A 22,431-nucleotide genomic window follows, 5' to 3' on the forward strand; every position below is an offset into this window, starting at 1 on the left:
GCGCGCGGCGGCAGCGCAGGCAAGTCGCGCAGGCCGGCGAGCTGTAAATCGGGGCTGGGATGATGGTACCGGCGTCGCGCGCGGTGAGCGTGAAATCGGGCGCCAGCTCCAGTTAATCGTTCAATTCAACAAGGCGCGGAGCTGCGCCAGCGCGGACACGCAAGTCGGATCGCCAGGCGCGAGTGCGAGTGCGCCTTCGAACTCGTCGATCGCACGTTTCACCATTCCCTTGGCAGCGTAGATTCGGCCCAGGTTCATGAACGGATAATGACGCGGATCGTAACGCGGTGCGGTCTTGGCCTTTTCGAGCCACGGGACGGCCTCGTCGAGCTCGCCCTTGGCGATTAGATATGCGCCGATATCGTTGTATGGATTGCCAAAGGCGGGATCGATTTCGATGGCGCGGCGGCATTGCGCGATCGCGTCGTCGATTCGTCCCATTCCTTCGAACGCCCATCCCCGGAATGTGTAGGCCTCGGCGGTAGGAAAGACTTCAATCGACTTTGTGTAGAGTTCGACCGCGCGCTCGAGATCGTGGTTCAGGTGGAAGCGCATCGCCTCGCTCCATAACTCAAGCGCGCGCATCCGCGGTTGCGAGTCAGCCATGATCGATCGGTTATTGTGCCAATCCGCCCGCGTCAAGAGCGTTACCGGTTGCATTAGGGAGGGCGCGCTATGGGGCGATCGCGGGCGCAAACGCTATGTATGCGAAAGGGCCCGCATGATCTGAATCATGGCGGGGCCGACGATCACGCTCATCATGGCGGGCAAGATGAACAGCACGAGCGGGAAGAGAATCTTGACCGTGGTTTTTGCCGCCGCTTCTTCGGCGCGCAGGCGGCGGGTGGTGCGCATCGAGTCCGAGATCGATCGGAGCGCGGGACCGATTGACGCGCCCAGCTTTTCGCTCTGCACCAGGGTCGCGGCCAGCGGTTTGATGTCGTCGACGGCGGTGCGATCGGCGAAACTTCTCAGCGCCTGGCCAAGCGTGCTGCCGGCGGCGAGCTCGGCTGACACGATCGACAGCTCGGAGCCTATTTCCTGATTTTGGCGCTGGGTTTCGGAGCCGACGATCTTGATGGCTTCGCTCAGGCCGAGGCCGGCTTCGACGCAGACCACCAGCAAATCCAAAACGTCGGAGAGTTGGCCGGCGATCAACTGCTGACGGTTTTTGGCCTTGCGGCCGATATAGTAGCCGGGGGCAAATGCGCCGATGCCCAGGCCCATCAGCATGAACATCAGCGGCTTGACGCCGTGGAAGCCCAGCGCGATGGCGACGACGAGCGCAAGCAGCGCAGCTCCCGCCGTCGATGAGAGGCGGACGAAGTGAAAGGTGCGGACGGCGCGGGGCCCGGGAAAGCCGGCGCGAACCAGGAGCTGTGCGAGCTTCTCGCGCTCGGGAGTATTTGGCGCGGGTTCGGGAAGATGCCTGGCGACCCATCGAAACAGCGAACGCGCAAAGGTACTGGACTCCATGTCGACATTGGCGGGATTTCCATAGGCGACGCGCATCTTGACGCCGATCTCGGTGATGCGCTCGTCGAACGGACGATTAATCCCGTAGATCGCCGCGTAGACCGCCAGAGAGATCGCGCCGAACAGGAAAAACACCGTCAAGCTTGCATAGATGGCCGGCATCGCAGTTATTTCAGTACTTCACCTTCAGCAGCTTGCGAATTGAGAGGAAGGCCAGCACGTCGAGCACGCAGGCAACTTCGAGAATCTTTTGGCCGGTCGGATCGTAAAAGAGCGTGTCGGTGTAGCTTGGCTGGATGACGCTGAATGCAGCCAGCATCACGATCGGCAGGAAGCCGACCAGTATCCCGCTCATCTTGGATTGGGCGGTAAGCGCCTTGATTTGCTGTTGCAGGCGCTGGCGGTTGCGAACGATCTCCGAGAGGCGTCCGATAATTAGCGCCAGCGAGCTGCCGACTTCCGATTGCACCCGCACCGCGACGACCAGCAGGCGCAGATCATCCTGCGGCACGCGCTTGAGCATCTCTTCGAGCGCGCGCGGCAGCGGCAGCCCCAGCCGGCTCTGTTCGATGGCGGAGCGGAATTCGGTGGAGATCGGATCGGCGAACTCCGCGACCACGACTTGCAATCCGCGCAGCAGCGTATGGCCGGCTTCGAGTGACGATTTGATCAAGTCGAGCGCGTACGGCAGTTGCTTGGCGAATGCCTTGAGGCGCCGCTGCCTGCGCACCCGGATATAAGCTATCGGCAGGCTGGCCATCGCCGCGCCCATCGCGATCGACAGGAGTTCCTTCCCCAAAATCGCTTCGCCGGCAAACAGGCCCGCCGCAAACATCAGCAGGATCACGAGCAGGACATCGACAATGCGGGCGTAGATTCCTGCCTGCCAGAGGTTTTCCTCGAGCTTTTGCAGCAGATTGAGCTGATAGAGCCAGCTTAGGAATTCGCGTCCGGTCAGGCGGCGGCGATCGGTCTTGGTGATATCGCCGGTCAAGACAGCGTTGGGCCGCGACATCCGCCGCATCACGGTGCGCGTGACGTGGGGCCGATCGGGCCGCATGAACAGCAACGCGCCGGCAATCAGCACGAAGCCCGCGGCCGCAGCCGGAATCAACAGGTCGCCGAGGTTCATCGCGCGGCCATTTTGATCACCTTCGATTCGGTCTTGTATCCGGCCGTTTCGAGGCGCTGCGCGTAAGCTGAACGAATGCCGGTCGATTGAAAGGCGCCGTTGATTTTTCCCGCCGCGGTGGTGTCGGCGCGGACAAACTCGAACAAGTCCTGCATCATGATCATTTCGCCTTCCATGCCGCTGATCTCGGAAATCCTCATGACTTTGCGCGAACCGTCAGACAGCCGGCTGACGTGAACGATAATGTTGACCGCAGAGGCAATTTGCTGGCGCATCGCGCGCTGCGGGATCGAGACGCCCGACAGCAGCATCATCATCTCGAGCCGGCCCAGGCATTCGCGAGGACTGTTGGCGTGGATGGTGGCGATAGAGCCGTCATGGCCGGTGGACATCGCCTGCAACATGTCGAAGACTTCCGCGCCGCGGACCTCGCCGACGACGATTCTGTCCGGGCGCATTCGCAGACAGTTCTTGACCAGGTCGCGCTGCGTGACCTCGCCGCGGCCTTCGAGATTGGCCGGCCGGGTCTCGAGCCGCACGACGTGAGGCTGTTGCAAGGAAAGCTCGGCAGAATCCTCAATCGTAACGATTCGCTCGTTTTCGGGAACGAACGCCGACAGACAATTGAGCATCGTGGTCTTGCCCGAGCCGGTACCGCCGCAAACGATTACGTTCAGGCGCGCCCGCACAACCGCGAGCAGAAACTCGACCAGGTCCCAGGTGAGAGCCTCCCTTTCGACCAGCGCGCCGATGTCGAAGCGATGCTTGCCGAAACGCCGGATCGACAGCGCCGGCCCGTCGAGCGCCAGCGGCGGGATGATCGCGTTGATACGCGAGCCGTCGGGCAACCGCGCATCGACCATCGGCGACGATTCGTCAACCCGCCGTCCGACGCGAGACACGATCCGATCGATGATCAGCATCAGATGCTGGTCGTCCTGGAACACGATGTCCGTGGCGTACAGCTTGCCGCGCTTTTCGACGTAAACCTGGTCGTGGCCGTTGACCAGGATGTCGGTGATTTCGTCGTCACGGAGCAAGGGCTCGAGCGGACCCAGGCCGAGCAGCTCGTTTTTAAGTTCTTCGATGAGCCGGCCGCGGTCGATGTCGGTTAGGAGGCGGCCGTCTTCATTAAGGATGTCATTGATAGCGGCGGTGACTTTGATGGAGACCATCGCGGGCTCGAGGGTCTCGAGCTTGGAGACGTCGATAGTCTCGAACAATTTGTTGTGAACTTTGACCTTCAAGCGCCGCGAGCTATCCGCGATCGCATCCTTGCGCCGGCGCACGGTCGCGCCGATAAGCGAGCCACCGCCGGTAGTGGCCTCTGGCGGGCGTCCGCCCCTGGTGGCATTCGACAGCCTGTCTGTCAGTCCCATCTTGCATACCTCATCGACTTCAATGCGTAACGAAGGCGGATTTGAGCCGCGACATAAATGTTTCCTGAATTGGAACCGCTTCCGGACGCGGCATTACCAGAGCTGCGAGATCGAGCATCGCGCGCGCGACCGGAGACGACGGCGCGAGCTGGAAAAGGTCCTGCGCCTTCATCTCGATAGATTCGAAAGTCCGATCGTCGGTTGGAATCTTCGCGTAGATGGGCCTGGCAAGAGTTGCTTCGATCGCCTTCTCGGTCAATGGATGCGACGGACTATAGCGATTGAGAATGAAGCGCGGCTCCAGCGTCGTCAGGTCCAGACGCTCGAACAGATCGATGAATCGCCATGCGGATCGCGCTGCCCCGATCGTCTGATTGATCACGTAAAACAGATGCTCCGAGCGCTCCCACGCCGCGACTCCGTTTTCGTCCACGTGGTCTCCGCAATCGACGATCACGTAGTCGAACAACTGACGAATCAGATCGAGCACCGTGCCGACCGTGAGGTCCGAAACCAGTTCGCCTTCTTCGATTCGCTTGGGCGCGGCCAGCAAATAGACCCCCGATTGATGCTTGGTCAAGGCGGATTCGAGCTGGATCGAATCGAGCTTACGGTCCAGCCGCACCAGCGGCATGATGGTCACTTCCGGATCGAGGTTGAGAAAGACCGCCAGGCCTCCGGTCTGAAGATCGAGATCGACCAGCGCTACGCGTTGATGCAACGACGCGAGCGCCAACGCGAGGTCGGCAGCCAGCGAGGTCACACCGACGCCGCCGATCAGGCTGGTGATGGAAATGACCACCCCGCCCTCGCGACGCTCGGTGCGCCAGCGCGTCTCGCTGATTTTCAGCAAGGCGCGGGTAGCCTCTCCCGGGTCCAGCGGCATGAAAAGAATCTCGTCGGCGCCCGAGCGCAGCGCTCGTTTCATCAGCCCGGCCGAGCGCGCGGTAAGCACGGCGAGCAGACTCGGGCGCGGCGAATGGAGCGACTGGCTCTGGAGAAAGCTCAGGGCAGCCTCCTCGTTGCCGTTGACCATCACCAAGGTAGCGTCAGGCGGCGCGGCGACATTCTCGGAAAGATTCGCGGCGGTGGCAGTCTCGCCCTCGATGATCTCGATTTCAGGCTCAGCCAGCGCCGCCAGCACCGTCTTGAGCTGGGTGCGCTGTTCGCCGGGAGCGCCGACCAGCATGACCTTCATCGTGCTGCGACGACCCTCACTCTTTAATCCGACGACTGGCACTCGATCTTGCTCCTGGGTATGGGCGCCTGGAAGCCGGCAATGTTCTTGCGTACCCTCATGGCCTTCACCCCTATTGCCACCTGCGATCACCGGCAAAGCTCGCGGACGAAGCAGGGCTTGCGGCCGAGACGGGAGATTGGGGTGCGCCGGGCAATCCCGCAGCCGCGGGCAACTGCGGCGCCGAAACGGCAGGCGCGTCCTGCCGCACTTGGTCGAAGGAACGCGCTCCCACGCCGGAATTGACAAAGGAAATCGTTTCCGACGATTTGCCATTGCGCAGCACTTCAACTTCGATTCCAAGCGGCGTGGGTCGGTGCAATTGGCGCGCGGCGAGCGCCGGCGCCAGCGGTTGCATCGCGGGCAACACCGGTGCGCCCTCATGCAAAAGCTCGCCGACTCCGATTCCTTTGGTCGCGACAATTTTGCTGTCGCTATAGCTGCGCATCGCCAGATGCAGCATTCCCTCGTGGCTCGCCAGGGTAAGTTTTTCGGCGTCGGTTGGAGTCACCAGCAGGGTCACGACCTTTACTATTTGCGGCTGGTCCTTGACCCGCTCGATTTCCTGGCCGACAGCCAGAACCTCGATGTTCTGGAGAACGATCCGCGAGAAAGACGGCTCGCCCGGGCCGGTGCCCGAGATAGCGACCAAGATGTCCACGCGGGTGTGTGGCTCGATAAAGCCTGCGATGTCTGCGACTTCGTCGACCGGCACCGACATCGCACGCATCCCGGCCGGGATCAGCAGCGGCATCACGCCGGAGCTTTCCTGGCCCATGAACAGCTTGCTGGCGACCACCGGCTCATTGGCGAGGAACTGGCTCTTTGCAAACGAGCCCGCGACCGCCTGCGGATCGGTGAACGCGCCCTGCGGAACGCCGTCGCGCGCCCAGCGAACCAGTTTGACCGCGTCGGGCTCAAGTTTCGCGCCCAGCGGGATATCCTTTGCCGCGACTACGACTTCGACCGTGTGCGCCATCGCGCGCTGCACTTCGGACTCGCGGGTTCTGATCGCGGAAAAAACCACCATCGCGGCCAGCACCGCGCCCATTCCTGCAAGGACTATGAAAACTATGGGTCGTCTCATCTATGCCCCCGTTCTTATGCGAGCCGCCGGCGCGGACCGCTCCCACCAGCACAATTCAATCGCTCACGCTCCCGTTGCGAGCTGCGCCGAAGCGGGCGAAGCCGGAGCTGCCTGAAGTCACTGTTTCTCTCGCATCGACCCGTTACTTCGCCTGCTAAAAAAGCCCTGGATGTGCGCGGCGGGGCACTCGGTCCCCGCCGCCTGTCCCGCGCAGGTGGTTTCGACCGCGCGGGCTTGGGGGCTGTTGCTACGCACCTTGGAGCGTCGCGGTCACGTTAGCGATGATCGTGTTGATCCCGCCTTCGAGGCCCTGGTACGCGATGTAACCGGCTACCGCGATCGCCGCGATAATCAGTACGTACTCAGTCATCGTTTGTCCCGTATGGCTTTCGCGGACCCTAACAATGAGTTTGTTGATGTACCTCAATGTCGATGTCCCTCCTTTGCGCATTGCGTCAGCGCAATCGGCTTGTTTGCGAGAACCACTGGTTTTACGCGCCCGTCAGCGTCGCGGTCACGTTAGCGATGATCGTGTTGATCCCGCCTTCGAGGCCCTTGTACGCGATGTAACCGGCTACCGCGATCGCCGCGATAATCAGCACGTACTCAGTCATCGTCTGGCCCGGCTTGCTCTCGCGAACCCTAACTATCAGTCGGTTGATGTAGTTCATTATTGATTTCCTCCCTTGCGCATTGCGTCAGCGCAATCGATTCGTTTCATGCTCAGCACCTTGTACGAGGTTCAAGTGCACCACTCATGCCAGCGGTAGCTCCGAGAGAAAGTTGACGTAGCCGTCCAAAGAAGACCGGAGGGGGGGCGAATCTGACATCGCCGGTGTCGCATCGTGGTACATCAAATAATTCGGTCGCCGGCGCGACAGTCCATTGCCTCATCTTGGCGGGTAGGCAATCGGCCGGCGCCTTTGCCATAATCAACTCATGCCTCGCTACCCCCGCACTTCGATCCTGCGCTACGCTTTGCCCCGGATTGCCGGCCAAGCGGCAGTCGCGATCGCGCTTGTAGCCGGGCTCTCAGGATGCGCCCCGTCCGCGCTCACCGCGGCACGCAGCCAAATAGCGGCCGGCAATTATCCGGCAGCCCGTCAAGAACTGGCCGCTCTCTCAGCCCACGGCAACGACTTGAGTGCGAGCCAGCGGCGCGAAGTGAAGGACGACGTCTGTCTGTGCGACTTCATGATCGGCCGCCCGACATTCACGCTGGCCGAGCAGCGCAGCGTCTGCGCGGACGCGGCCAAAGAACCGGGCAGCCAGAGCAGTTCGATCATCGCGCAAATCGACGAGGCGGCGCGGCGCAAAGACGCCGCTGAGGTCGAAGCCGCCCTAGCCGACCATGATCTGGCAGACGCCGAGCGCGCCGCGACCGACTATCAGAGTTTGCCCGGCGGCGATCGCGCTGCGGTTGCGCGATGGTCGAAGCAAATCTGGACGCTGGCGGATGCGCAGGTGTTCGCCGATTCCACCGCGAAGAAAGGCTCGCTCGACGGCGCTATCTCCGAGGTACGCAAGAACCATCGCGACGCCGAGCACATGGATAAGGGCCAATTCATTCGATGGGTCGTCAAGACTGCGACCGTCTCCGGCACCGCGGTCGTCACCCGGGTCGAGATGAAAGACTCGACGCTCAAACTTTTCGTCGATGACGCCAACCTGCAACTCGCAGCGCTCAGTCTGGACAAACTCGCCGCGATAAACGACGCGATGGCGGCGCGATGCGGTTGCGACGCGCGCACCAGCGTCGCCGTCACTGAAACCGGCTTCCCCGCCTATTTCATCAGGCTGGATCCGGAGACCCGAATGTCCGAAGTAATGATCCTGCCGCGCGGCGATCGCGCGATCGTATCCACCACCTCGAACTAGACCTCCGCTGCGTCAAGCAAGCAGGCATCATGGCAGGATCAATGAAAACGAATTCCATAGCCGAGCGCCCTGCGTGGAAGGCGCTGCAGGCGCATTACAACCAGATTCACAGCCGCCACCTGAAGGCTCTGTTCGCCGAAGATCCCAGGCGCGGTGAACGGCTGGTGGTCGAGGCCGCCGGCCTGTACTTCGACTATTCCAAGCATCGCGTGACCGACGAGACCCTTCGCCTGCTGCTCGCATTGGCCGAGGAGTCGGGCCTGCGCGGGCGCATCGACGCGATGTTCCGCGGCGACATAATTAACCTGAGCGAAAAGCGCGCCGTGCTGCACGTCGCGCTGCGGGCGCCGCGCGGCGCTTCAATCGGCGTCGATGGCGACGACGTGGTGCCCAAGGTCCACGCGGTACTCGATCGCATGGCGGAATTCTCGGCGCGCATCCGCGACGGCTCGTGGAAAGGTCACACCGGCAAGCGCATCCGCAACGTGATCAATATCGGGATCGGCGGTTCCGACCTCGGCCCGGTCATGGCGTACGAGGCGCTGCGCCATTACAGCGACCGTAATCTGAGCGTGCGCTTCGTCTCCAACGTCGATGGAACCGATTTCGCCGAGGCCACGCGCGATCTCGACGCGGCCGAAACGCTGTTCATCATTTCGTCGAAAACTTTCACCACGCTCGAGACGATGACCAACGCGCACAGCGCGCGGAGCTGGAGTCTGGCCGCGCTGGGCAACGACAAGGCGGTGGCGAGGCATTTCGTCGCGGTCTCGACCAACGCCGCCGAAGTGGCGAAGTTCGGCATCGACACGAAAAATATGTTCGGCTTCTGGGATTGGGTGGGCGGCCGCTACTCGATGGACTCCGCGATCGGCCTGTCCACGATGATCGCCGTCGGCGCCGCGAATTTCCGCGCAATGCTGTCCGGCTTCCACGCCATCGACGAGCATTATCGCACGGCGCCGCTGGCCCGCAACCTGCCGGTGCTGATGGGGCTGCTGGGCGTCTGGTACAACGATTTTTTCGGCGCGCAAACCGTCGCGGTGCTGCCCTACGAGCAATACCTCAAGCGCTTTCCCGCCTATCTGCAGCAACTGACGATGGAATCGAACGGCAAGCACGTCACGCTCGAAGGCGCGCCGGTCGATTATCAGACCGGACCGATTTACTGGGGCGAGCCCGGCACCAACGGCCAGCATTCGTTCTACCAGCTCATCCACCAGGGGACGAAGCTCATCCCGTGCGACTTCATCGGCTTCTGCCGAACGCTGAATCCGCTCGGGCGCCATCATGATCTGCTGCTCTCGAACGTGTTCGCGCAGGCCGAGGCGCTCGCATTCGGGAAAACGCTCGAGCAGGTCAAGGCCGAAGGCACTCCGGATTGGCTGGCGCCGCATCGCGTGTTCGAGGGCAATCGGCCCTCGACGGTGATTCTTGCCGACGAGCTAACTCCCGAAACGCTAGGCAAGCTGGTAGCGCTCTACGAACACAGCGTCTTCACCCAGGGCGCAATCTGGAATATAGACTCATTCGATCAATGGGGCGTGGAACTGGGCAAAGTGCTGGCGCAAAAAATCATCCCGGAGCTGGAATCACCGACAGAACCGCCGCTAGCCCACGACAGCTCGACCAACGCGCTGATTCGCCGCTACCGCGCCCGCCGCAGGAGCCAATGACGATGGCATCCGCCGCGATTGCCGCGGCTCGGCGTTAGTTGCCCGGGGTCATGAGGGGAACATCGGAGGACAACCAATGAATATCAAAATCCAAATCCCGCCCGTCGACGAGAAACCTTCTGACCACGATATCCATTTTCTCGAAGATCGCATCACTGAGTACAACATCGAACGGACTCGTATCAAAGACGGCAAAATCCTCTCTTACTTGGTGCGCGAGGAAGACGGAACGATCATTGCCGGGCTCTACGGTTGGAGCTGGGGTGGATGCTGCGAAGTTCGCTATCTTTGGGTACGGTGGGACTATCGCAATCGCGGATATGGCAAAGGCCTGATGGCGGCCGCGCAGACCGAGGCGATTGCGCGCGGATGCCGCCAGATGATCCTGGACACTCACAGCTTCCAGGCGCCGCGCTTTTACCAAGGTCTCGGGTTTGAGATCATCGCCACTCATGCCGACTATCCGCGTGGCCATCAGAAGCACTACCTGAGAAAAGCTCTTTTGGAATCTTAATCACCTCGATTCAGCAAGCTCGGCGAGAGCAAATTCGCAGCCGGCGGCCAGCGACCCGTGGTCGAAGCCGTCGGGGTTCAAGTCCGCCCTCACGCATGGCATCCACCGGCGCGCCTGCCGTATGATTGTCGCGCAATCCGGCGGTCGTCGCGATCGATGCGCCGGCCGCATCGCGTTTTGGAGGAAGTTAGATGATGCAGCTGGTCGAGGTCCGTATGACGCGAACAGTAGTCACCGTAGGACCGGCCGATACGCTCGCTGCCGCAGCATCCAAAATGGAGGCGGGACCATTTCGCCGGCTCCCGGTCGTCGAGGCAGATCAGCTCGTCGGAATCGTGAGCGAATTTGACTTGAGACGCTACGCGGACGCGCTCGACTCGACGCTGGTCAAAACCGCGATGACGCGCCATCCGATCACCGTGAGGCCCTCGGAATCGCTGGCATATGCGGCCACCCTGATGCGCCAGCACAAAGTCGGCGCGCTCCCCGTTATGTACCTGGGCAAACTCGTCGGCATCGTCGCGGCAAAGGACCTCATGATGCCCGAGCCGCGGCCGCTGCCCGAATGGGATCCGCGCAACCGGGGGTAGAGCCAGTCTCGATATCGAGCGTCCCGAGCGGCGTGTCATTTTTGTGCCGCCGCTGACACCGAATTGCCGCCGCCCGCCCGCTTAGTTCGCTTGCAGCAAGCCCATTCATCCACACCGCGCGGCACAAATCTTGAAACTGCGCTGCCAGGTCAGTGAAGTGAGGAGGGGCAATCTGTGAGCGAAGACAAGCTTGCGAAACTCAGCACCGCGCGATTGGCTCGCGTCACCGAGGCCGCCGATGCAGACGACAGCTTTCGCGCGCTGCTCGAGTCGGCCCCGGACGCAATCGTGATTGCGGGCCCGGACGGCCGTATCACATTGGTCAATGCACAGACCGAAAAGCTCTTCGGATACGCGCGCGCCGAGTTACTCGGCAACACGGTCGAGATGCTGGTGCCGGCGCGTCTTCGCGGCCAGCATTCAGAGCATCGCGGCGCATACTTCACAAGCCCCAGAGAGCGTCCGATGCACTCCGGTCTGGAGCTTCGCGGTCGGCGCAAAGACGGCGCCGAGTTTCCGGTTGAGATCAGTTTGAGTCCGCTTGAAACCGCGCAAGGCACGATCGTCTTCAGCGCGATCCGCGACATCACCGAGCGCAAGCGCGCCGAGGAAGAGGTTAATCGCGCGCGCGGAGTGCGTGACCTTGCGCTGGAAGCGGCCCGTTCACGATCGGATTTCCTGGCCAGCATGAGCCACGAGATTCGCACGCCACTGGCCGGAATCATCGGCGCGGGAGAGCTGCTGTCGCTTTCCGATTTGACTCCCGAGCAGCGCCGGCAAACTGAGATCATTCGGTCAAGCGGCGAGCTGCTGCTGACAACCGTCAACGACATACTCGACTTCTCGAAACTCGCAGCCGGCCGGGTGGTGCTGGAGAAGCTCGACTTCGACCTGGTCGAGCTGACGGAAAGTCTAATCGATTCTTTCGCAGCCGCTGCGCGCGCCAAAGGAATCGAGCTTGCGCTGTATGTGGACGTAAACATGCCGAGCGGTTTGCGCGGGGATCCGAGCAGGCTGCGCCAGATTCTCAACAACCTGCTGTCGAACGCGATCAAGTTCACCCAGCAAGGCGAGGTGATGGTCCGGGCAAACAGGGTAGAAGACACGGCCGGCGATGTGCTGGTGCGCTTCGAGGTGATCGACACGGGGATTGGAATTCCATTGGCGATGCAGGGGTGCCTGTTTCAGCCGTTTGTTCAGGCGGAAAGGTCGACCAGCCGGCGCTTCGGCGGCACCGGACTCGGCCTGGTCATCGCGGCCGGACTGGTTGATCAAATGCGAGGCGAAATCGGATTTGAAAGCACGCCCGCAAAAGGATCGAACTTCCACTTCACCGCGCGACTCGAGAAGGGATTGGAAATTGTCCGTCCGTGGATGACCGCGACCGCCAGCTCATGCCTCAACAGCGTGCGCGCGCTGATCGTCACCGATAGTCCAGCCAGTCGTCAAGTTATTTCCGAGTACCTGTCGTCGTGGGGAATTGAGAACGCGGCGGTCGGCAGCGGGGCCGAAGCCCGGGATATCCTGAAGCCGGCGCGGGCCGGCGACGGGAAACAAATCGTTGTGCTCATCGATGAACAGATTTCCGGCGTGGGCGCGCTCGGCCTCGCGCGTGCAATCAAGCGGCACCCCGATATCAAGCATGGCAAGGTGATCATGTTGAGCGCGCAAAGCGCCGCGAGCAATGCGACCGAAGTGGTGGATGCGTGGATTACCAAGCCGGTGCGTCCGTCGCACCTGTTCAGCTGTCTGCTCGAGCTATGCAGAAATGCCGACAGCGTCAACACCAGTACCATCGCGCCCGCGCCGCCGAGCCCGATTGACAATCATCCGCCGCATTGGCGTAAGGCGGTACGGGTGCTGTTGGTGGACGACAATCTGGTGAATCGAACTATGGGGGCGCAGCAGCTTTCCGTCCTCGGCTACACGGCGGAAATCGCCGACGGCGCGCAACGGGGGTTGGAGGTCATATCGAGCCGGCGCCCCGATATTGTCTTGATGGACTGCGAAATGCCCGAGATGGACGGCTACCAAGCGGTCGCGGAGATTAGGCGGCGCGAAGGAAATACCCGGCACACGGTGGTAATCGCTCTTACTGCTCACGCGGCGCAACGCGATCGCGCCCGATGCCTCGACGCCGGGATGGACGATTATCTGAGCAAACCGGTAAAGCTGAAATCGCTTGCAGAAATGCTGGACACCTGGGCACGCGGCAAGCTCGACCACATCCTCACTTCCAGGCAGTAGATCACCGGACCACGCCTGCGAGGTGCTCGAGAGGCGCGATGGACGGGGCGAGTGACGGCGGGTAGAAGTAGCCGTCATGGCGCTTGAATCGTCGATCGTCGGGAGCGCGGGTGGGCCAATGGTCAGCCGGATCGATTCGCGCTGGACGATGGCCCATGCCGCCGCGCTTGGCGATGCGATGGCCTGCTACATGGACACCAATCGCGCAGTGATTGCGCATCCGATGTTCCCGGTCTGCTTCGAATGGCCGGTGCAGGTCGCGATGCGCGCGCAGTTCGAGAAATCCTCCACGCTCACGCACGACGAGGCGATGCGCGCCGTGCACGCGACGCATGACACGGTGCTATATCGCACGATTCGGCCGCCCGAGCGGCTGACGACCCAGCTCACGGTCGCGGGAGTCCAGCGGCTCAAGCCCGGCGCATACATGGTCACGCGCCTCGATACCGTAGATGGCGCAGGCAAGCCGGTTTGCACGAGCTGGTATGGCACGCTTTATCGCGGAGTCGAGGTCAAGGGGCCTGATCTTCCGCCGACCCATCCGCCCGCGCCGATGCAACCGATCGTCGAGCAAGGCGCGCCGCGTTTGGAGTGCCGGGTCGATGTGCCGGGAGGCATGGCGCACATCTACACGGAGTGCGCGCGAATCTTCAATCCGATACACACCGACGCATCGGTGGCGCGCGCCGCCGGGCTGCCCTCGATCATCCTGCACGGGACCGCGACGCTCGCGATGGCAGTGTCGCGAATAATCGAGAGCGAAGCGGGCAACGATCCTGCGCGAATTGAAAGAGTCGCGGGCCGTTTCGGCGCGATGGTGACGATGCCCTCGACCCTGACCGTGCGCGTGCTGGGGCGTGATGACAGCGCGGCTGGGGTAGCCGTCTTCTTCGAGACGTTGAGCGGCGAAGGCGGGCTTGCGATCCGCGAGGGCGTTGTGGTGCTGCGGGCGTAGCTCGCGACGAGTCCCGCTATTCAAATTGTTCGTCGGAGGGTTTGACGGCGCGGAACTGAATCAGCAGCGCGATGTCGTAAATCGTTTTGAGCACGCCCGCGCAAATCAGCGGCCATCCAAACGACGACTGATTCAGCATCGCGCCCGCCGGCAACGGCGCCATCGCCGCTGCCAGGCTGCGCGGCACATTGGTAACTGTCGCCGCGGCGGCGCGCTCCTCGGGCGGCACCACCGCCATCACATACGACTGGCGCGCGGGCACGTCCATCTGCGAGGTCGAAAAGCGCAGCAGCAGAAATGTCATCGCCAGCCCCGGGGTCGGCATCAGCGCCGCGATGATCAGCATGGCGTTCGACGGCAGATGGCTGAACACCATCGTGTTGATCCGGCCGAACCGCGCCGCAAGCGCCGACGAAATGAACTGTGAGAACGAGCCAAGCAGTCCGGCGGCGAAGAAAAACGTGCCCGCCGCTTGAACCGAGAGGTTGAACCGGCGAAACAGCCACAGCGCCAGAATTGACTGAATTACGAATCCGCCGCCGAGCGAGTCGAGACTGAACAGCGCCGAAAGCCGCAGCACGATTGCCCGCGACTTCGCCAGCGGCGCGGACTTGGCTGGTTGCCGCTCGACTTCGATGGCCGGGGAGAGACGCCGGTAAACCGCGAACGCAATCACCGCGATGATCGAGTACGCGACAAAGCCCGAGCGCAGCGCCGGCGCCAGCGCCCATCCATGGCGCGCCGCGAGTATCGCCGGCACGCCACTGGCGAGCGCGCCAAACGCACCAGCCGTCGCGCCCGCAACGTTGTACAGCGCGAACATCGCGGTCAGATCGCGAGGTTGTGCGGCCTCGGCCAACGCCGCTTGCTCGACCGGCAGAAACAGGCTGACGTCGCCGGCCGATGGATTCAGCGTGCCGACGACTGCCACCACGAACAGCAGCCAGAAACTGGTGGTGGTGGCGAATCCAATTCCCGTCGCCAGCATCAGCGCGCACGCCGCAAGCAGGACTCGGCGCCGGCCCAGCCGATCGGTGGCCAGTCCCACCCATAGCGTCAGCGCCGCCGAGCCGAGCAGCGTGCCGAACACGATTGCGCCGACACGCAGTGGATTGAATCCGATCGCGGTCAGGTAGCTCGGCAACAATATGCTGACTGCCCCGTCGGCAAGGCCGCGGAGCGCGCGTGTCGTCAGCAGCAGCTTGGCATCGGTCGTAGCGCTGCGCGGGAACCATCGATTGATCGGACTCGCCATCATGTTGCAAGGCGCAGGTCTATAAGGCTCGCGCCGCCGAGGAAAGATAGCATAACGCGCTGTCCGCCGATTTGCTCGTTGTGGCATACTCGTGGCCTCTGCGCGCGTTTTGGAGGAGCAACTGTCCCCGGCCATTCGAAAGGAAAGCTTGATGCGCGTCGAAATCAGCGATGGCGTCGTATGGGGCGAGCTCGTGGATCAGCTGGTCGAAAAGAGACTCGTGCAACTGATCGCCAAGCCTAAAGGTGATTTGCGGTGAGGCCAAAGCTGGAGCCATCGGACCGTCACCGCGGCGCTTCGATTAGATGAGCGGCATCGCGGTCCTCTATCAGTGGGACGGGGCTCCAGCCGACCGCTCGACTGTCGAGCGGATGATCGCCATCGTCCCCTACCGCTCGGTTGACGGCTTCGGCGTGTGGGGCAACGGCCCGGTCGCGATTGGCCATGCAAAGCTCCAGACCACGCCCGAAGCTTCGGCCGAGACCAGCCCGTTCGTGGACGAAACCAGCGGACTCGTTCTATCGATGGACGGGCGAGTGGATAATCGCGACGAACTGACGGCGGAGTTGAATTCTCGAGGTCATCGTGTTCGCACCGGCACGGACGCCGAGATCGTGCTTCGCGCCTGGCAGTGTTGGGGTACGGAGGCGCCGGCAAGGCTGATCGGCGATTTCGCGCTCGCCTTATGGGACCCATCGAAGCGGACGCTCTTTTGTGCCCGGGATCCTTTGGGAGTGAAAAGCTTCTATTACTTTAGTGGCCCAGGATTCTTTCTGTGCGCCTCGGAGCTTCATCAACTGTTCCAGGATCCGAGGATCGTACGAAGACCGAACGAGCCTGCTATAGCCGACATTCTGGTAAGAATGCCCGCAAATCGCCAGGAGACTCTCTTCGAGGGCATTGTCCGCCTCGAACCGGCGCATTATCTCAGCGTGAGCGCGCGGGGCGTGGAAAGCCGGCGCTATTACGATCTGGACCCCTCGCGGGAGATCACCTATCGGACCGATGAGGAATACGGTTCGCACTTTCTCTCGCTGTTCAAGGAGGCGGTGCGATGCCGGCTTCGGAGCAACAAAGGAGTGGCGTCGGACCTGAGTGGCGGGCTGGATTCGGGATCGATTGTCTGTTTGACCGAACAACTACGCCGCGACGGCGAGGTCCACGTCCCGAGTTTTGAGACCTTTTCAGTTCGCTTCGAGACCGGACCCGGCGCCGAGGCTGAGTACGTCGAAGAGGTCTTGCGCAAGTACCCTCATCGCCACACCTATCTTCCTTCAGGCGTGGCCCCGCTCACCGAACTTATTCGGCAAGTTGCGCACTACCTGGACCTGCCCGACTATCCCAACTCGGCGCTAGCCGATTACGCGCCACTCCTGGGCAAGCGCAATGACCTGGGAGTCCGGCTGACCGGAGTGGGTGGCGACGAATGGCTTTCCGGAACGTCGCTGGTATATGCAGACTTGATCAGGCAGCTGCGGATTGCGGCGCTGTTGGAGACGCTGCGGATTAATCGAAACTTTTCCGGCGGGTACCCTGCCCATCCGGGCTACGCCAGGACTCTTTGGCGGTATGGAGTCTGGCCGCTCCTGCCCGAGAGCCTCAAGTCCGTGATCGATCGATGGCGGAGTCCTCCGCAGCCGACCGCTACGGTGTCGCGCGCGTTCGCGGCCAGGACGAGGCTATCGGAGCGGCTGTCCACGCGATTGCCGTTGCCCCGATGCCGCAGCTTTGCACAGCAGGCCGTGTACGGGGTTTACTCGTCCGGATTTCTCGCCTACGCGCTGGAGATCGACGCACGCTGGACAGCGCGTTTTCGACTCGAGGGGCGCCAGCCGTTGCTGGACCGCCGCGTGCTGGAGTTTGCCTTCGCCATACCGGATAACCAACGTTTCAGGCCCGGCGTCAGCAAGTTCGTGATGCGCGAAGCGATGCGCGGAATCCTACCGGAGCGGGTGCGACTGCGGCCTGACAAGGCCGACCCGACCGAGGCATACGCAACCGCGCTAATTGCGCTTGGTGGAGAGCGGCTGTTCGATCGCCTCAACGTCGTCGAAAACGGATGGGTGGACGGGGAAGCGGTTCTAAGCCTGTACCGCTCGATGGCTGCCAAGTTTTCGCGCGGCGACCCCTCTTACATGAAGAATGTATGCGATCTATGGATGGTACTTGCGGTCGAACTGTGGCTCGATGTGGTGTTTCTCGGTATCAGCGACCCGCTCAAGCACGTGACCGAAGCCGAGCAAGCGGCTTTGTGACGCATTAGTCACAATACCTGTTTCTTGACATACAATTACGGGTCTTGCTATGTTGATTTCGCTGGATTCGGGAGTGGAAAATGACCAAAAGTAGGGAACAACCGGCGAAAAAGAAAGAAGAGCGAGCAAAGCGACGCTATGCTCGTCCTCGTCTGATAAAATACGGCAGCGTTTCCAAGCTCACCGCCTCCGGCGGTTCCGCACTTCCGGTTGACGGCTCGAGCATCAGGAAGCCCGGGCCCTGACTCCCAGCTCCGTGGAAGTTCAGATCCGTAAAGAGCTTCCGGAGCCCCCGCATCATCAATGATGTGGTGATTCCGAAATGTAGTGAGTCCGACAATTCCGGGAGTAGAGTAGGATTCGCCTTCAAGGGGTACCGCGCCGAGCGAGTCTCCACTGGGAACACGCTGAGCGGGTGCGCTGCGTAGCCGACTTGAGCAAACCGAGGATCCGAAACTTCCATAGCCAAGCCTACGGGCTGCAAATCGTTACCGACATCCCGCTTCCGGAGCTTCCGCCACTTCGGAGGTCGCCGATCAGGTCGGCGGTTCGCGCGACTCTCGGCGGGCGCTTTCAGCGCATCGGGCTCAATCCCCAATGGTACCTGCGTTCGCGGCTTCCAGGCGGCCGGACTTGGCTGCGCTGCGGCAAGACCGCGGGCGGTTATGTACTTTCCTTTGCTGATATCGCCGACTTTGTCGTTGACGGCTCCGGAAGCCAGGTAGTCTGCTGCAACGCCGGCAGCGACGTTAGTCTGGAGACCGTCCGTCATCTGCTGATCGACCAGGTGCTTGCGCTGATTGTAAACCTGCGCGGGCGCGACGCCCTGCACGCTACCGCCGTCGCGACGCACAGGGGAGTTTGCGCATTCACGGGGCCTGCCGGGTCGGGCAAATCGACGCTCGCCGCGAGCTTTGTCCTGTCGGGCTATCCGCTGGTCTGCGATGATTGCCTGGCGGTTGCCGAGCGCAAGACAATTATGGCGCTCCCGGGGTATCCGGGCTTGCGGCTGTGGGACGATTCGATACGGGCGCTTGGCGCAAGTTCACGCAATCTGAAGCCGGTTGCGCACTATACGACGAAATCGCGCTGGCAAGACCATTCTCGACGCGCCGACTTCTGCTCGACGCCGCGCCGGCTCGCGCGCATCTATTTGCTCAAGCGCGCGCGCTCGAGCAAACACTCAGACCGCGTCCTCATCCAGGAACTCGCTCCCGCCGACGCGCTGATGGGCCTGGTCAAGGCGGCCTACCGGCTCGACATCACCGACCGCGCGATGCTGACGCGTCAGTTCCAGTTCCTCTCCCGCGTTGCCGAGCGCGTCGCGGTCAAACGCCTCATCGTGCCCAACGAATTTTCCGCACTCGCCGATGTAAGAGAAGCCGTCCTGCGCGACTTAAGCGAAGGACCGGCCGCTTGACCACGACACCGCGCGGAGTGATTTGTGCGCGTTACCTTGCGCAAGACAGTGGCGCGGCGGACGACACATCCGCCTTAGAATTCACAGTGAACAGAGGATTGCCGCCTTCAATACGGTAATCGCTGGAGCCGAGGCGAGTCTTCGGTGGCGGCGATCAGAACCCTCGCCGGCCCTCCGCGGATTGCGTGAATCCGCGGAGGTCACCGGCAAAACGAGGAAGAACCAAGCTTATACTTCACCGCACTTATCAGGATCCCAGTCCTCCGATGCAGGCAGGACTTGACGCAGCGCCGGCGCTCGAAGTGCCAAAGCTATTGTTGTACCAGAGATTATTGCCGCAGGAAGCGGTCGCGTCGCGGAGATCGAAGGTGGTGGTGCCGTCGCCGTTGCCGGTGGCGTTAACGGTCGAGACCTGGTCCTGAGACGTCGATTCACTGGTATCCAGCAAAACCCCATTTCCGGTGTTGTCAGAGACTCCGTTTGGCGACGCGATAAACGCGTCAAGCACAGACGCACTAGTATTTGCCTTGCCAAACGATGTACCGCCTAAGTGGACTGCGTTGCCCGCGTTATCTGCAGCGATGAATACGGTCGCACTAGGCTGGTCACCGTTTTGAATGAGCAATCCGTCACCGCCATTGTCAGTAGTTGAAAAGTCAAAAATCGTGCATTCATCGCTACATCCATTGAGGAAAATGCCGGTACCGGTGTTTCCCGATACAGAGAAATTACCCCATCTGTCTGTGCCCCCCATCATCAGCAGTCCGGTACCATTGGCCAAAGTAGTAGAAGGAGGAAAGGCTCCGATATTAACATCGTCCCCTACGGTGTTGCCGCCGGAATCCGAGATCCCCGTCCGAAACCCTGTCACGAAGGCATTAAAGCCCTCCACCACGTTGTTGTCACCGGTGATCCTGATACCAGCCCCGGAAGTTACCGTGCTACCCGGACCGCTTATCGTGTAGCCATTGAGGAGCAAGGCGTCCCTGTCGCCCGTCAAATTAATACAGTTGGCGGTGGTGCTCGTCGTCGAGAGGTTACCCGTAAGATAGTAGATCGTGTTGGTCCCACCTAGATTCGACGTCGGGCAGTTGGGGCCGTTAACCGCCGTAGGATCAGGTCCGGCTGCCCCCGCGATTGCACCGGTATGCTTGTGCTTGGCCCATGCAGTCCCCGGTGCCGCTAAGCCAACTCCGACCGCAAAAGCCAAAAGCGCTACGCTCAGGGTCTTGGTTATTCGATTCATCTCATCCATCCTTCTTTCGCTTTTGTTTCGTTGTCCTTACCGATACACAATTAACAGAACTGATTGCGCAACACGTTCGTTTACGACGTGCTGTAGCAGAATTGACAACTTTACGAACGGCCGTGAATCATTCCATTTGGCCTTCTTTGTGTCAAGCGGTTTTATGACGCCCATTGACGGCTTTCTTATTCGATTTTAGCGGTTAGAAGTCGTACATTAGGCTGAGAGACGTATATCTCTACAATTTGTTATCCTAGTTGCCGGCAAGACGGAAGCCGCTGTCGCCGTTTGATACACTTGTAATGCGCAGTTGGTCCACGCTTGCGCTTCGAGCTATTGTTCACAACTCAATGGCATCCGACGCTCTTCTCGACCTTGCCGATTTGTCGATCGAAGCGGCACTCGTGCTCTGCTGCGCGACAACTGCGGCTACGGCTGCGCGCACGGCGCTGGCGTCCGAGGTTGCGCCGCGCATACGCAGTTGGGACCGCGTCGTCGATATCGCCAAACGTCATGCGGTGCTCCCGCTGGTGCATCGCTATCTGAAACTCGAATGTCCGACCGCGGTTGCGCAAGAGGGGCTTGCGAAGCTGCGGACCCAGTGGCAGCTGATCATTCTCTACAACCGTCATCTGACCGCCGAACTTGTGCGCCTGATGGGCCTGCTGGAGGCGGCTGGAGTTGCGGCGGTCACCTTCAAGGGTCCGGTGCTTGCCGCGATGGCATACGGATCAATCGAACTTCGCCAGTTCAGCGATCTGGATATTCTGGTGCGCCAGACTGACCTGCCCCGGGTCGCCGAAATACTCACCGCCGAACGATATTTGTCGCCACATACCAGGCGCGAAGGCCTCGCGACCGGCTACTTTCAGGAGTACGAGGACGCCTTCATCGGACCCGACGGGCTGGGCGCGGTGGACGTTCATTGGAACATCACGCCGCGCTCGTTCCGTTTCGCCCCCGACGAGGAAGCCCTGTGGCGGCGCGCGCGCGGGGTCGATCTGGAGTTCGGCAAAGTGATGGCGATCGCGCCCGACGACCTGCTGCTATACATCTGCGTCCACGCCGCAAAGCATGGATGGATCACGCTCGGATCGATCTGCGACGTCGCCGAGACCATTCGGGCGCGTCCGGGAATCGATCTGATGGGGATGCTCGACGAGGCGACCGCGCTCGGGAGCCGGCGGATGTTCCTGACCGGCATCTGCCTGGCGCACGAGCTGGCCGGCGCGCCGGTCCCCGCCGAGCTTGTCACGATAGCTCGCGGCGACCGCGCCGCCCGGGCGTTAGCGCGACGCGTCGCGGGGCGACTGTTCAAGGGAGCCACGCAGGGACGGGCAGACTTCGATCCGTGGGCGGTTCCGATCCGCTCGATCGAGGGCGCGCGCGCGCGAATGCGGTACATCGTCCGCCGAACGCTGGCGCCGACGATGGGCGACTATGAACTTATCGCGCTGCCGGCGGCGCTCTTTCCGCTCTACTGGGTGATTCGGCCGTTTCGGATGGCGGTGCAATACGGGCCGCGGCTGGTGCGCGGCTCTTCAAACAGTTCGAACGCGTGAGCGTTCTCAATCTTTGATTTTTTAGCGGATTTGCTGGTGAGCCGGCCGGGACTTGAACCCGGGACCCTGTGATTAAAAGTCACATGCTCTACCGCCTGAGCTACCGGCTCACCCGAGAGATTTCAATGCTTACAGGTAATTCGAAGCGTTGGAAACAGTCGCGACTTCACAACTCGGTTGCGCAACTCCGCCGCGCTTTGATTTCAACTGCGCATGTTCTGCGAAAAACTCTATTTTTTCAGCTAGTTAAACCAGCTCGAAGCGTGGCGCGCCGTTGCCGGAAGAGCGACGGAAATGAGGCCGGTGAAGACGCGAGGCTATGTCATTTTCAATCAAATTTTCGATCCAACGCCATCGTGATTGCAGCGCGCTCATCACAGTGAAGGGCGCGATAGCAAAACACAAGGTGAGTGGCCGTTGCTCAAAATCGGCAAATTCCGCCCTGAACAGCTTGACATGCTACCCACTACTCGAATATATCCAAATCCTACAAATTAGTAGAGCGGGTTTAGTAAATTAGTG

Annotated in this window: 20 protein-coding genes and 1 tRNA gene; 10 read left to right on the forward strand and 11 right to left on the reverse strand. The window is 61.4% G+C overall.

The window, feature by feature from the left end:
- Positions 1-120: 120 nt before the first annotated feature.
- The 8 genes from VIO10_RS10790 to VIO10_RS10825 form a co-directional block, all read right to left on the reverse strand.
- A complete protein-coding gene (locus VIO10_RS10790; RefSeq protein ID WP_331963592.1) occupies positions 121-606 on the reverse strand; it encodes a tetratricopeptide repeat protein in 486 nt (161 codons plus the stop codon).
- A 93-nt stretch (positions 607-699) separates the two neighbouring features.
- Positions 700-1,638, reverse strand: a complete 939-nt coding sequence (locus VIO10_RS10795) for a type II secretion system F family protein (RefSeq protein WP_331963595.1) — start codon at positions 1,636-1,638, stop codon at positions 700-702.
- 10 nt (positions 1,639-1,648) lie between these two features.
- Positions 1,649-2,608 carry a type II secretion system F family protein gene (locus VIO10_RS10800; RefSeq protein WP_331963598.1) on the reverse strand — a complete coding sequence of 320 codons (960 nt, stop codon included), beginning with the start codon at positions 2,606-2,608 and terminating at the stop codon, positions 1,649-1,651.
- Positions 2,605-3,987 carry a CpaF family protein gene (locus VIO10_RS10805; protein WP_331963601.1) on the reverse strand — a complete coding sequence of 461 codons (1,383 nt, stop codon included), beginning with the start codon at positions 3,985-3,987 and terminating at the stop codon, positions 2,605-2,607. The genes VIO10_RS10800 and VIO10_RS10805 overlap by 4 nt, the downstream gene beginning before the upstream one ends.
- Before the next feature lie 19 nt (positions 3,988-4,006).
- Positions 4,007-5,185 carry an AAA family ATPase gene (locus tag VIO10_RS10810; RefSeq protein WP_331963604.1) on the reverse strand — a complete coding sequence of 393 codons (1,179 nt, stop codon included), beginning with the start codon at positions 5,183-5,185 and terminating at the stop codon, positions 4,007-4,009.
- A 112-nt stretch (positions 5,186-5,297) separates the two neighbouring features.
- Positions 5,298-6,311, reverse strand: a complete 1,014-nt coding sequence (gene cpaB, locus VIO10_RS10815) for a Flp pilus assembly protein CpaB (protein ID WP_331963607.1) — start codon at positions 6,309-6,311, stop codon at positions 5,298-5,300.
- A 247-nt stretch (positions 6,312-6,558) separates the two neighbouring features.
- Complete coding sequence (locus tag VIO10_RS10820) at positions 6,559-6,681, reverse strand: hypothetical protein (protein WP_331963610.1); 123 nt, start codon at positions 6,679-6,681, stop codon at positions 6,559-6,561.
- A gap of 121 nt (positions 6,682-6,802) precedes the next feature.
- The gene (locus VIO10_RS10825) at positions 6,803-6,982 is read right to left on the reverse strand and encodes a hypothetical protein (RefSeq protein ID WP_331963613.1); all 180 of its coding nucleotides are present in this window, start codon (positions 6,980-6,982) and stop codon (positions 6,803-6,805) included.
- 268 nt (positions 6,983-7,250) lie between these two features.
- Here VIO10_RS10825 and VIO10_RS10830 point away from each other — a divergent pair, with 268 nt between their 5' ends.
- From VIO10_RS10830 to VIO10_RS10855, 6 genes are all read left to right on the forward strand, one after another.
- Positions 7,251-8,189 carry a hypothetical protein gene (locus tag VIO10_RS10830; RefSeq protein WP_331963616.1) on the forward strand — a complete coding sequence of 313 codons (939 nt, stop codon included), beginning with the start codon at positions 7,251-7,253 and terminating at the stop codon, positions 8,187-8,189.
- A 41-nt stretch (positions 8,190-8,230) separates the two neighbouring features.
- Positions 8,231-9,865 (forward strand): glucose-6-phosphate isomerase, encoded by a 1,635-nt coding sequence (gene pgi / locus VIO10_RS10835; protein ID WP_331963619.1) that lies wholly within the window; start codon positions 8,231-8,233, stop codon positions 9,863-9,865.
- Positions 9,866-9,941: 76 nt separating this feature from the next.
- Positions 9,942-10,379: a GNAT family N-acetyltransferase gene (locus tag VIO10_RS10840; RefSeq protein WP_331963622.1), complete on the forward strand. Its 438-nt coding sequence runs from the start codon at positions 9,942-9,944 to the stop codon at positions 10,377-10,379.
- A gap of 191 nt (positions 10,380-10,570) precedes the next feature.
- A complete protein-coding gene (locus VIO10_RS10845; RefSeq protein WP_331963625.1) occupies positions 10,571-10,969 on the forward strand; it encodes a CBS domain-containing protein in 399 nt (132 codons plus the stop codon).
- Positions 10,970-11,143: 174 nt separating this feature from the next.
- Positions 11,144-13,216: a response regulator gene (locus VIO10_RS10850; RefSeq protein ID WP_331963628.1), complete on the forward strand. Its 2,073-nt coding sequence runs from the start codon at positions 11,144-11,146 to the stop codon at positions 13,214-13,216.
- A 76-nt stretch (positions 13,217-13,292) separates the two neighbouring features.
- The gene (locus VIO10_RS10855; protein ID WP_331963631.1) at positions 13,293-14,171 is read left to right on the forward strand and encodes a MaoC/PaaZ C-terminal domain-containing protein; all 879 of its coding nucleotides are present in this window, start codon (positions 13,293-13,295) and stop codon (positions 14,169-14,171) included.
- A gap of 16 nt (positions 14,172-14,187) precedes the next feature.
- On the opposite strand, the gene VIO10_RS10860 is transcribed toward VIO10_RS10855, so the two are convergent.
- Complete coding sequence (locus VIO10_RS10860) at positions 14,188-15,429, reverse strand: MFS transporter (RefSeq protein ID WP_414645327.1); 1,242 nt, start codon at positions 15,427-15,429, stop codon at positions 14,188-14,190.
- A 302-nt stretch (positions 15,430-15,731) separates the two neighbouring features.
- Here VIO10_RS10860 and VIO10_RS10865 point away from each other — a divergent pair, with 302 nt between their 5' ends.
- The 3 genes from VIO10_RS10865 to VIO10_RS10870 all read left to right on the forward strand — a co-directional run bounded on the left by VIO10_RS10865 (position 15,732) and on the right by VIO10_RS10870 (position 19,101).
- Positions 15,732-17,681, forward strand: a complete 1,950-nt coding sequence (locus tag VIO10_RS10865) for an asparagine synthase-related protein (protein WP_331963637.1) — start codon at positions 15,732-15,734, stop codon at positions 17,679-17,681.
- 80 nt (positions 17,682-17,761) lie between these two features.
- Entirely contained in the window at positions 17,762-17,926 is a 165-nt protein-coding gene (locus VIO10_RS16320; protein ID WP_414645328.1) for a lasso RiPP family leader peptide-containing protein, read from the forward strand.
- 188 nt (positions 17,927-18,114) lie between these two features.
- A complete protein-coding gene (locus VIO10_RS10870) occupies positions 18,115-19,101 on the forward strand; it encodes a hypothetical protein (protein ID WP_331963639.1) in 987 nt (328 codons plus the stop codon).
- Positions 19,102-19,348: 247 nt separating this feature from the next.
- On the opposite strand, the gene VIO10_RS10875 is transcribed toward VIO10_RS10870, so the two are convergent.
- On the reverse strand, positions 19,349-20,347 hold the full coding sequence (locus tag VIO10_RS10875) for a hypothetical protein (protein WP_331963642.1): 999 nt from the start codon (positions 20,345-20,347) through the stop codon (positions 19,349-19,351).
- A gap of 350 nt (positions 20,348-20,697) precedes the next feature.
- On the opposite strand from VIO10_RS10875, the gene VIO10_RS10880 reads away from it, so the two are divergent.
- Positions 20,698-21,909 (forward strand): nucleotidyltransferase family protein, encoded by a 1,212-nt coding sequence (locus VIO10_RS10880; protein ID WP_331963645.1) that lies wholly within the window; start codon positions 20,698-20,700, stop codon positions 21,907-21,909.
- A gap of 34 nt (positions 21,910-21,943) precedes the next feature.
- On the opposite strand, the gene VIO10_RS10885 is transcribed toward VIO10_RS10880, so the two are convergent.
- Positions 21,944-22,019 (reverse strand) — tRNA-Lys (locus tag VIO10_RS10885).
- Between the last annotated feature and the right edge of the window lie 412 nt (positions 22,020-22,431).

The organism is Candidatus Binatus sp. (genome assembly GCF_036567905.1).
In the GTDB taxonomy this organism is placed as follows: Bacteria; Desulfobacterota; Binatia; order Binatales; family Binataceae; genus Binatus.

Coding starts and splice junctions, on each gene's coding strand:
- VIO10_RS10790 (WP_331963592.1), bottom strand. CDS start 606: ATGGCTGACTCGCAACCGCGGATGCGCGCGCTTGAGTTATGGAGCGAG.
- VIO10_RS10795 (WP_331963595.1), bottom strand. CDS start 1,638: ATGCCGGCCATCTATGCAAGCTTGACGGTGTTTTTCCTGTTCGGCGCG.
- VIO10_RS10800 (WP_331963598.1), bottom strand. CDS start 2,608: ATGAACCTCGGCGACCTGTTGATTCCGGCTGCGGCCGCGGGCTTCGTG.
- VIO10_RS10805 (WP_331963601.1), bottom strand. CDS start 3,987: ATGGGACTGACAGACAGGCTGTCGAATGCCACCAGGGGCGGACGCCCG.
- VIO10_RS10810 (WP_331963604.1), bottom strand. CDS start 5,185: ATGAAGGTCATGCTGGTCGGCGCTCCCGGCGAACAGCGCACCCAGCTC.
- cpaB (WP_331963607.1), bottom strand. CDS start 6,311: ATGAGACGACCCATAGTTTTCATAGTCCTTGCAGGAATGGGCGCGGTG.
- VIO10_RS10820 (WP_331963610.1), bottom strand. CDS start 6,681: ATGACTGAGTACGTACTGATTATCGCGGCGATCGCGGTAGCCGGTTAC.
- VIO10_RS10825 (WP_331963613.1), bottom strand. CDS start 6,982: ATGAACTACATCAACCGACTGATAGTTAGGGTTCGCGAGAGCAAGCCG.
- VIO10_RS10830 (WP_331963616.1), top strand. CDS start 7,251: ATGCCTCGCTACCCCCGCACTTCGATCCTGCGCTACGCTTTGCCCCGG.
- pgi (WP_331963619.1), top strand. CDS start 8,231: ATGAAAACGAATTCCATAGCCGAGCGCCCTGCGTGGAAGGCGCTGCAG.
- VIO10_RS10840 (WP_331963622.1), top strand. CDS start 9,942: ATGAATATCAAAATCCAAATCCCGCCCGTCGACGAGAAACCTTCTGAC.
- VIO10_RS10845 (WP_331963625.1), top strand. CDS start 10,571: ATGATGCAGCTGGTCGAGGTCCGTATGACGCGAACAGTAGTCACCGTA.
- VIO10_RS10855 (WP_331963631.1), top strand. CDS start 13,293: ATGGCGCTTGAATCGTCGATCGTCGGGAGCGCGGGTGGGCCAATGGTC.
- VIO10_RS10860 (WP_414645327.1), bottom strand. CDS start 15,429: ATGATGGCGAGTCCGATCAATCGATGGTTCCCGCGCAGCGCTACGACC.
- VIO10_RS10865 (WP_331963637.1), top strand. CDS start 15,732: ATGAGCGGCATCGCGGTCCTCTATCAGTGGGACGGGGCTCCAGCCGAC.
- VIO10_RS16320 (WP_414645328.1), top strand. CDS start 17,762: ATGACCAAAAGTAGGGAACAACCGGCGAAAAAGAAAGAAGAGCGAGCA.
- VIO10_RS10875 (WP_331963642.1), bottom strand. CDS start 20,347: ATGAATCGAATAACCAAGACCCTGAGCGTAGCGCTTTTGGCTTTTGCG.
- VIO10_RS10880 (WP_331963645.1), top strand. CDS start 20,698: ATGGCATCCGACGCTCTTCTCGACCTTGCCGATTTGTCGATCGAAGCG.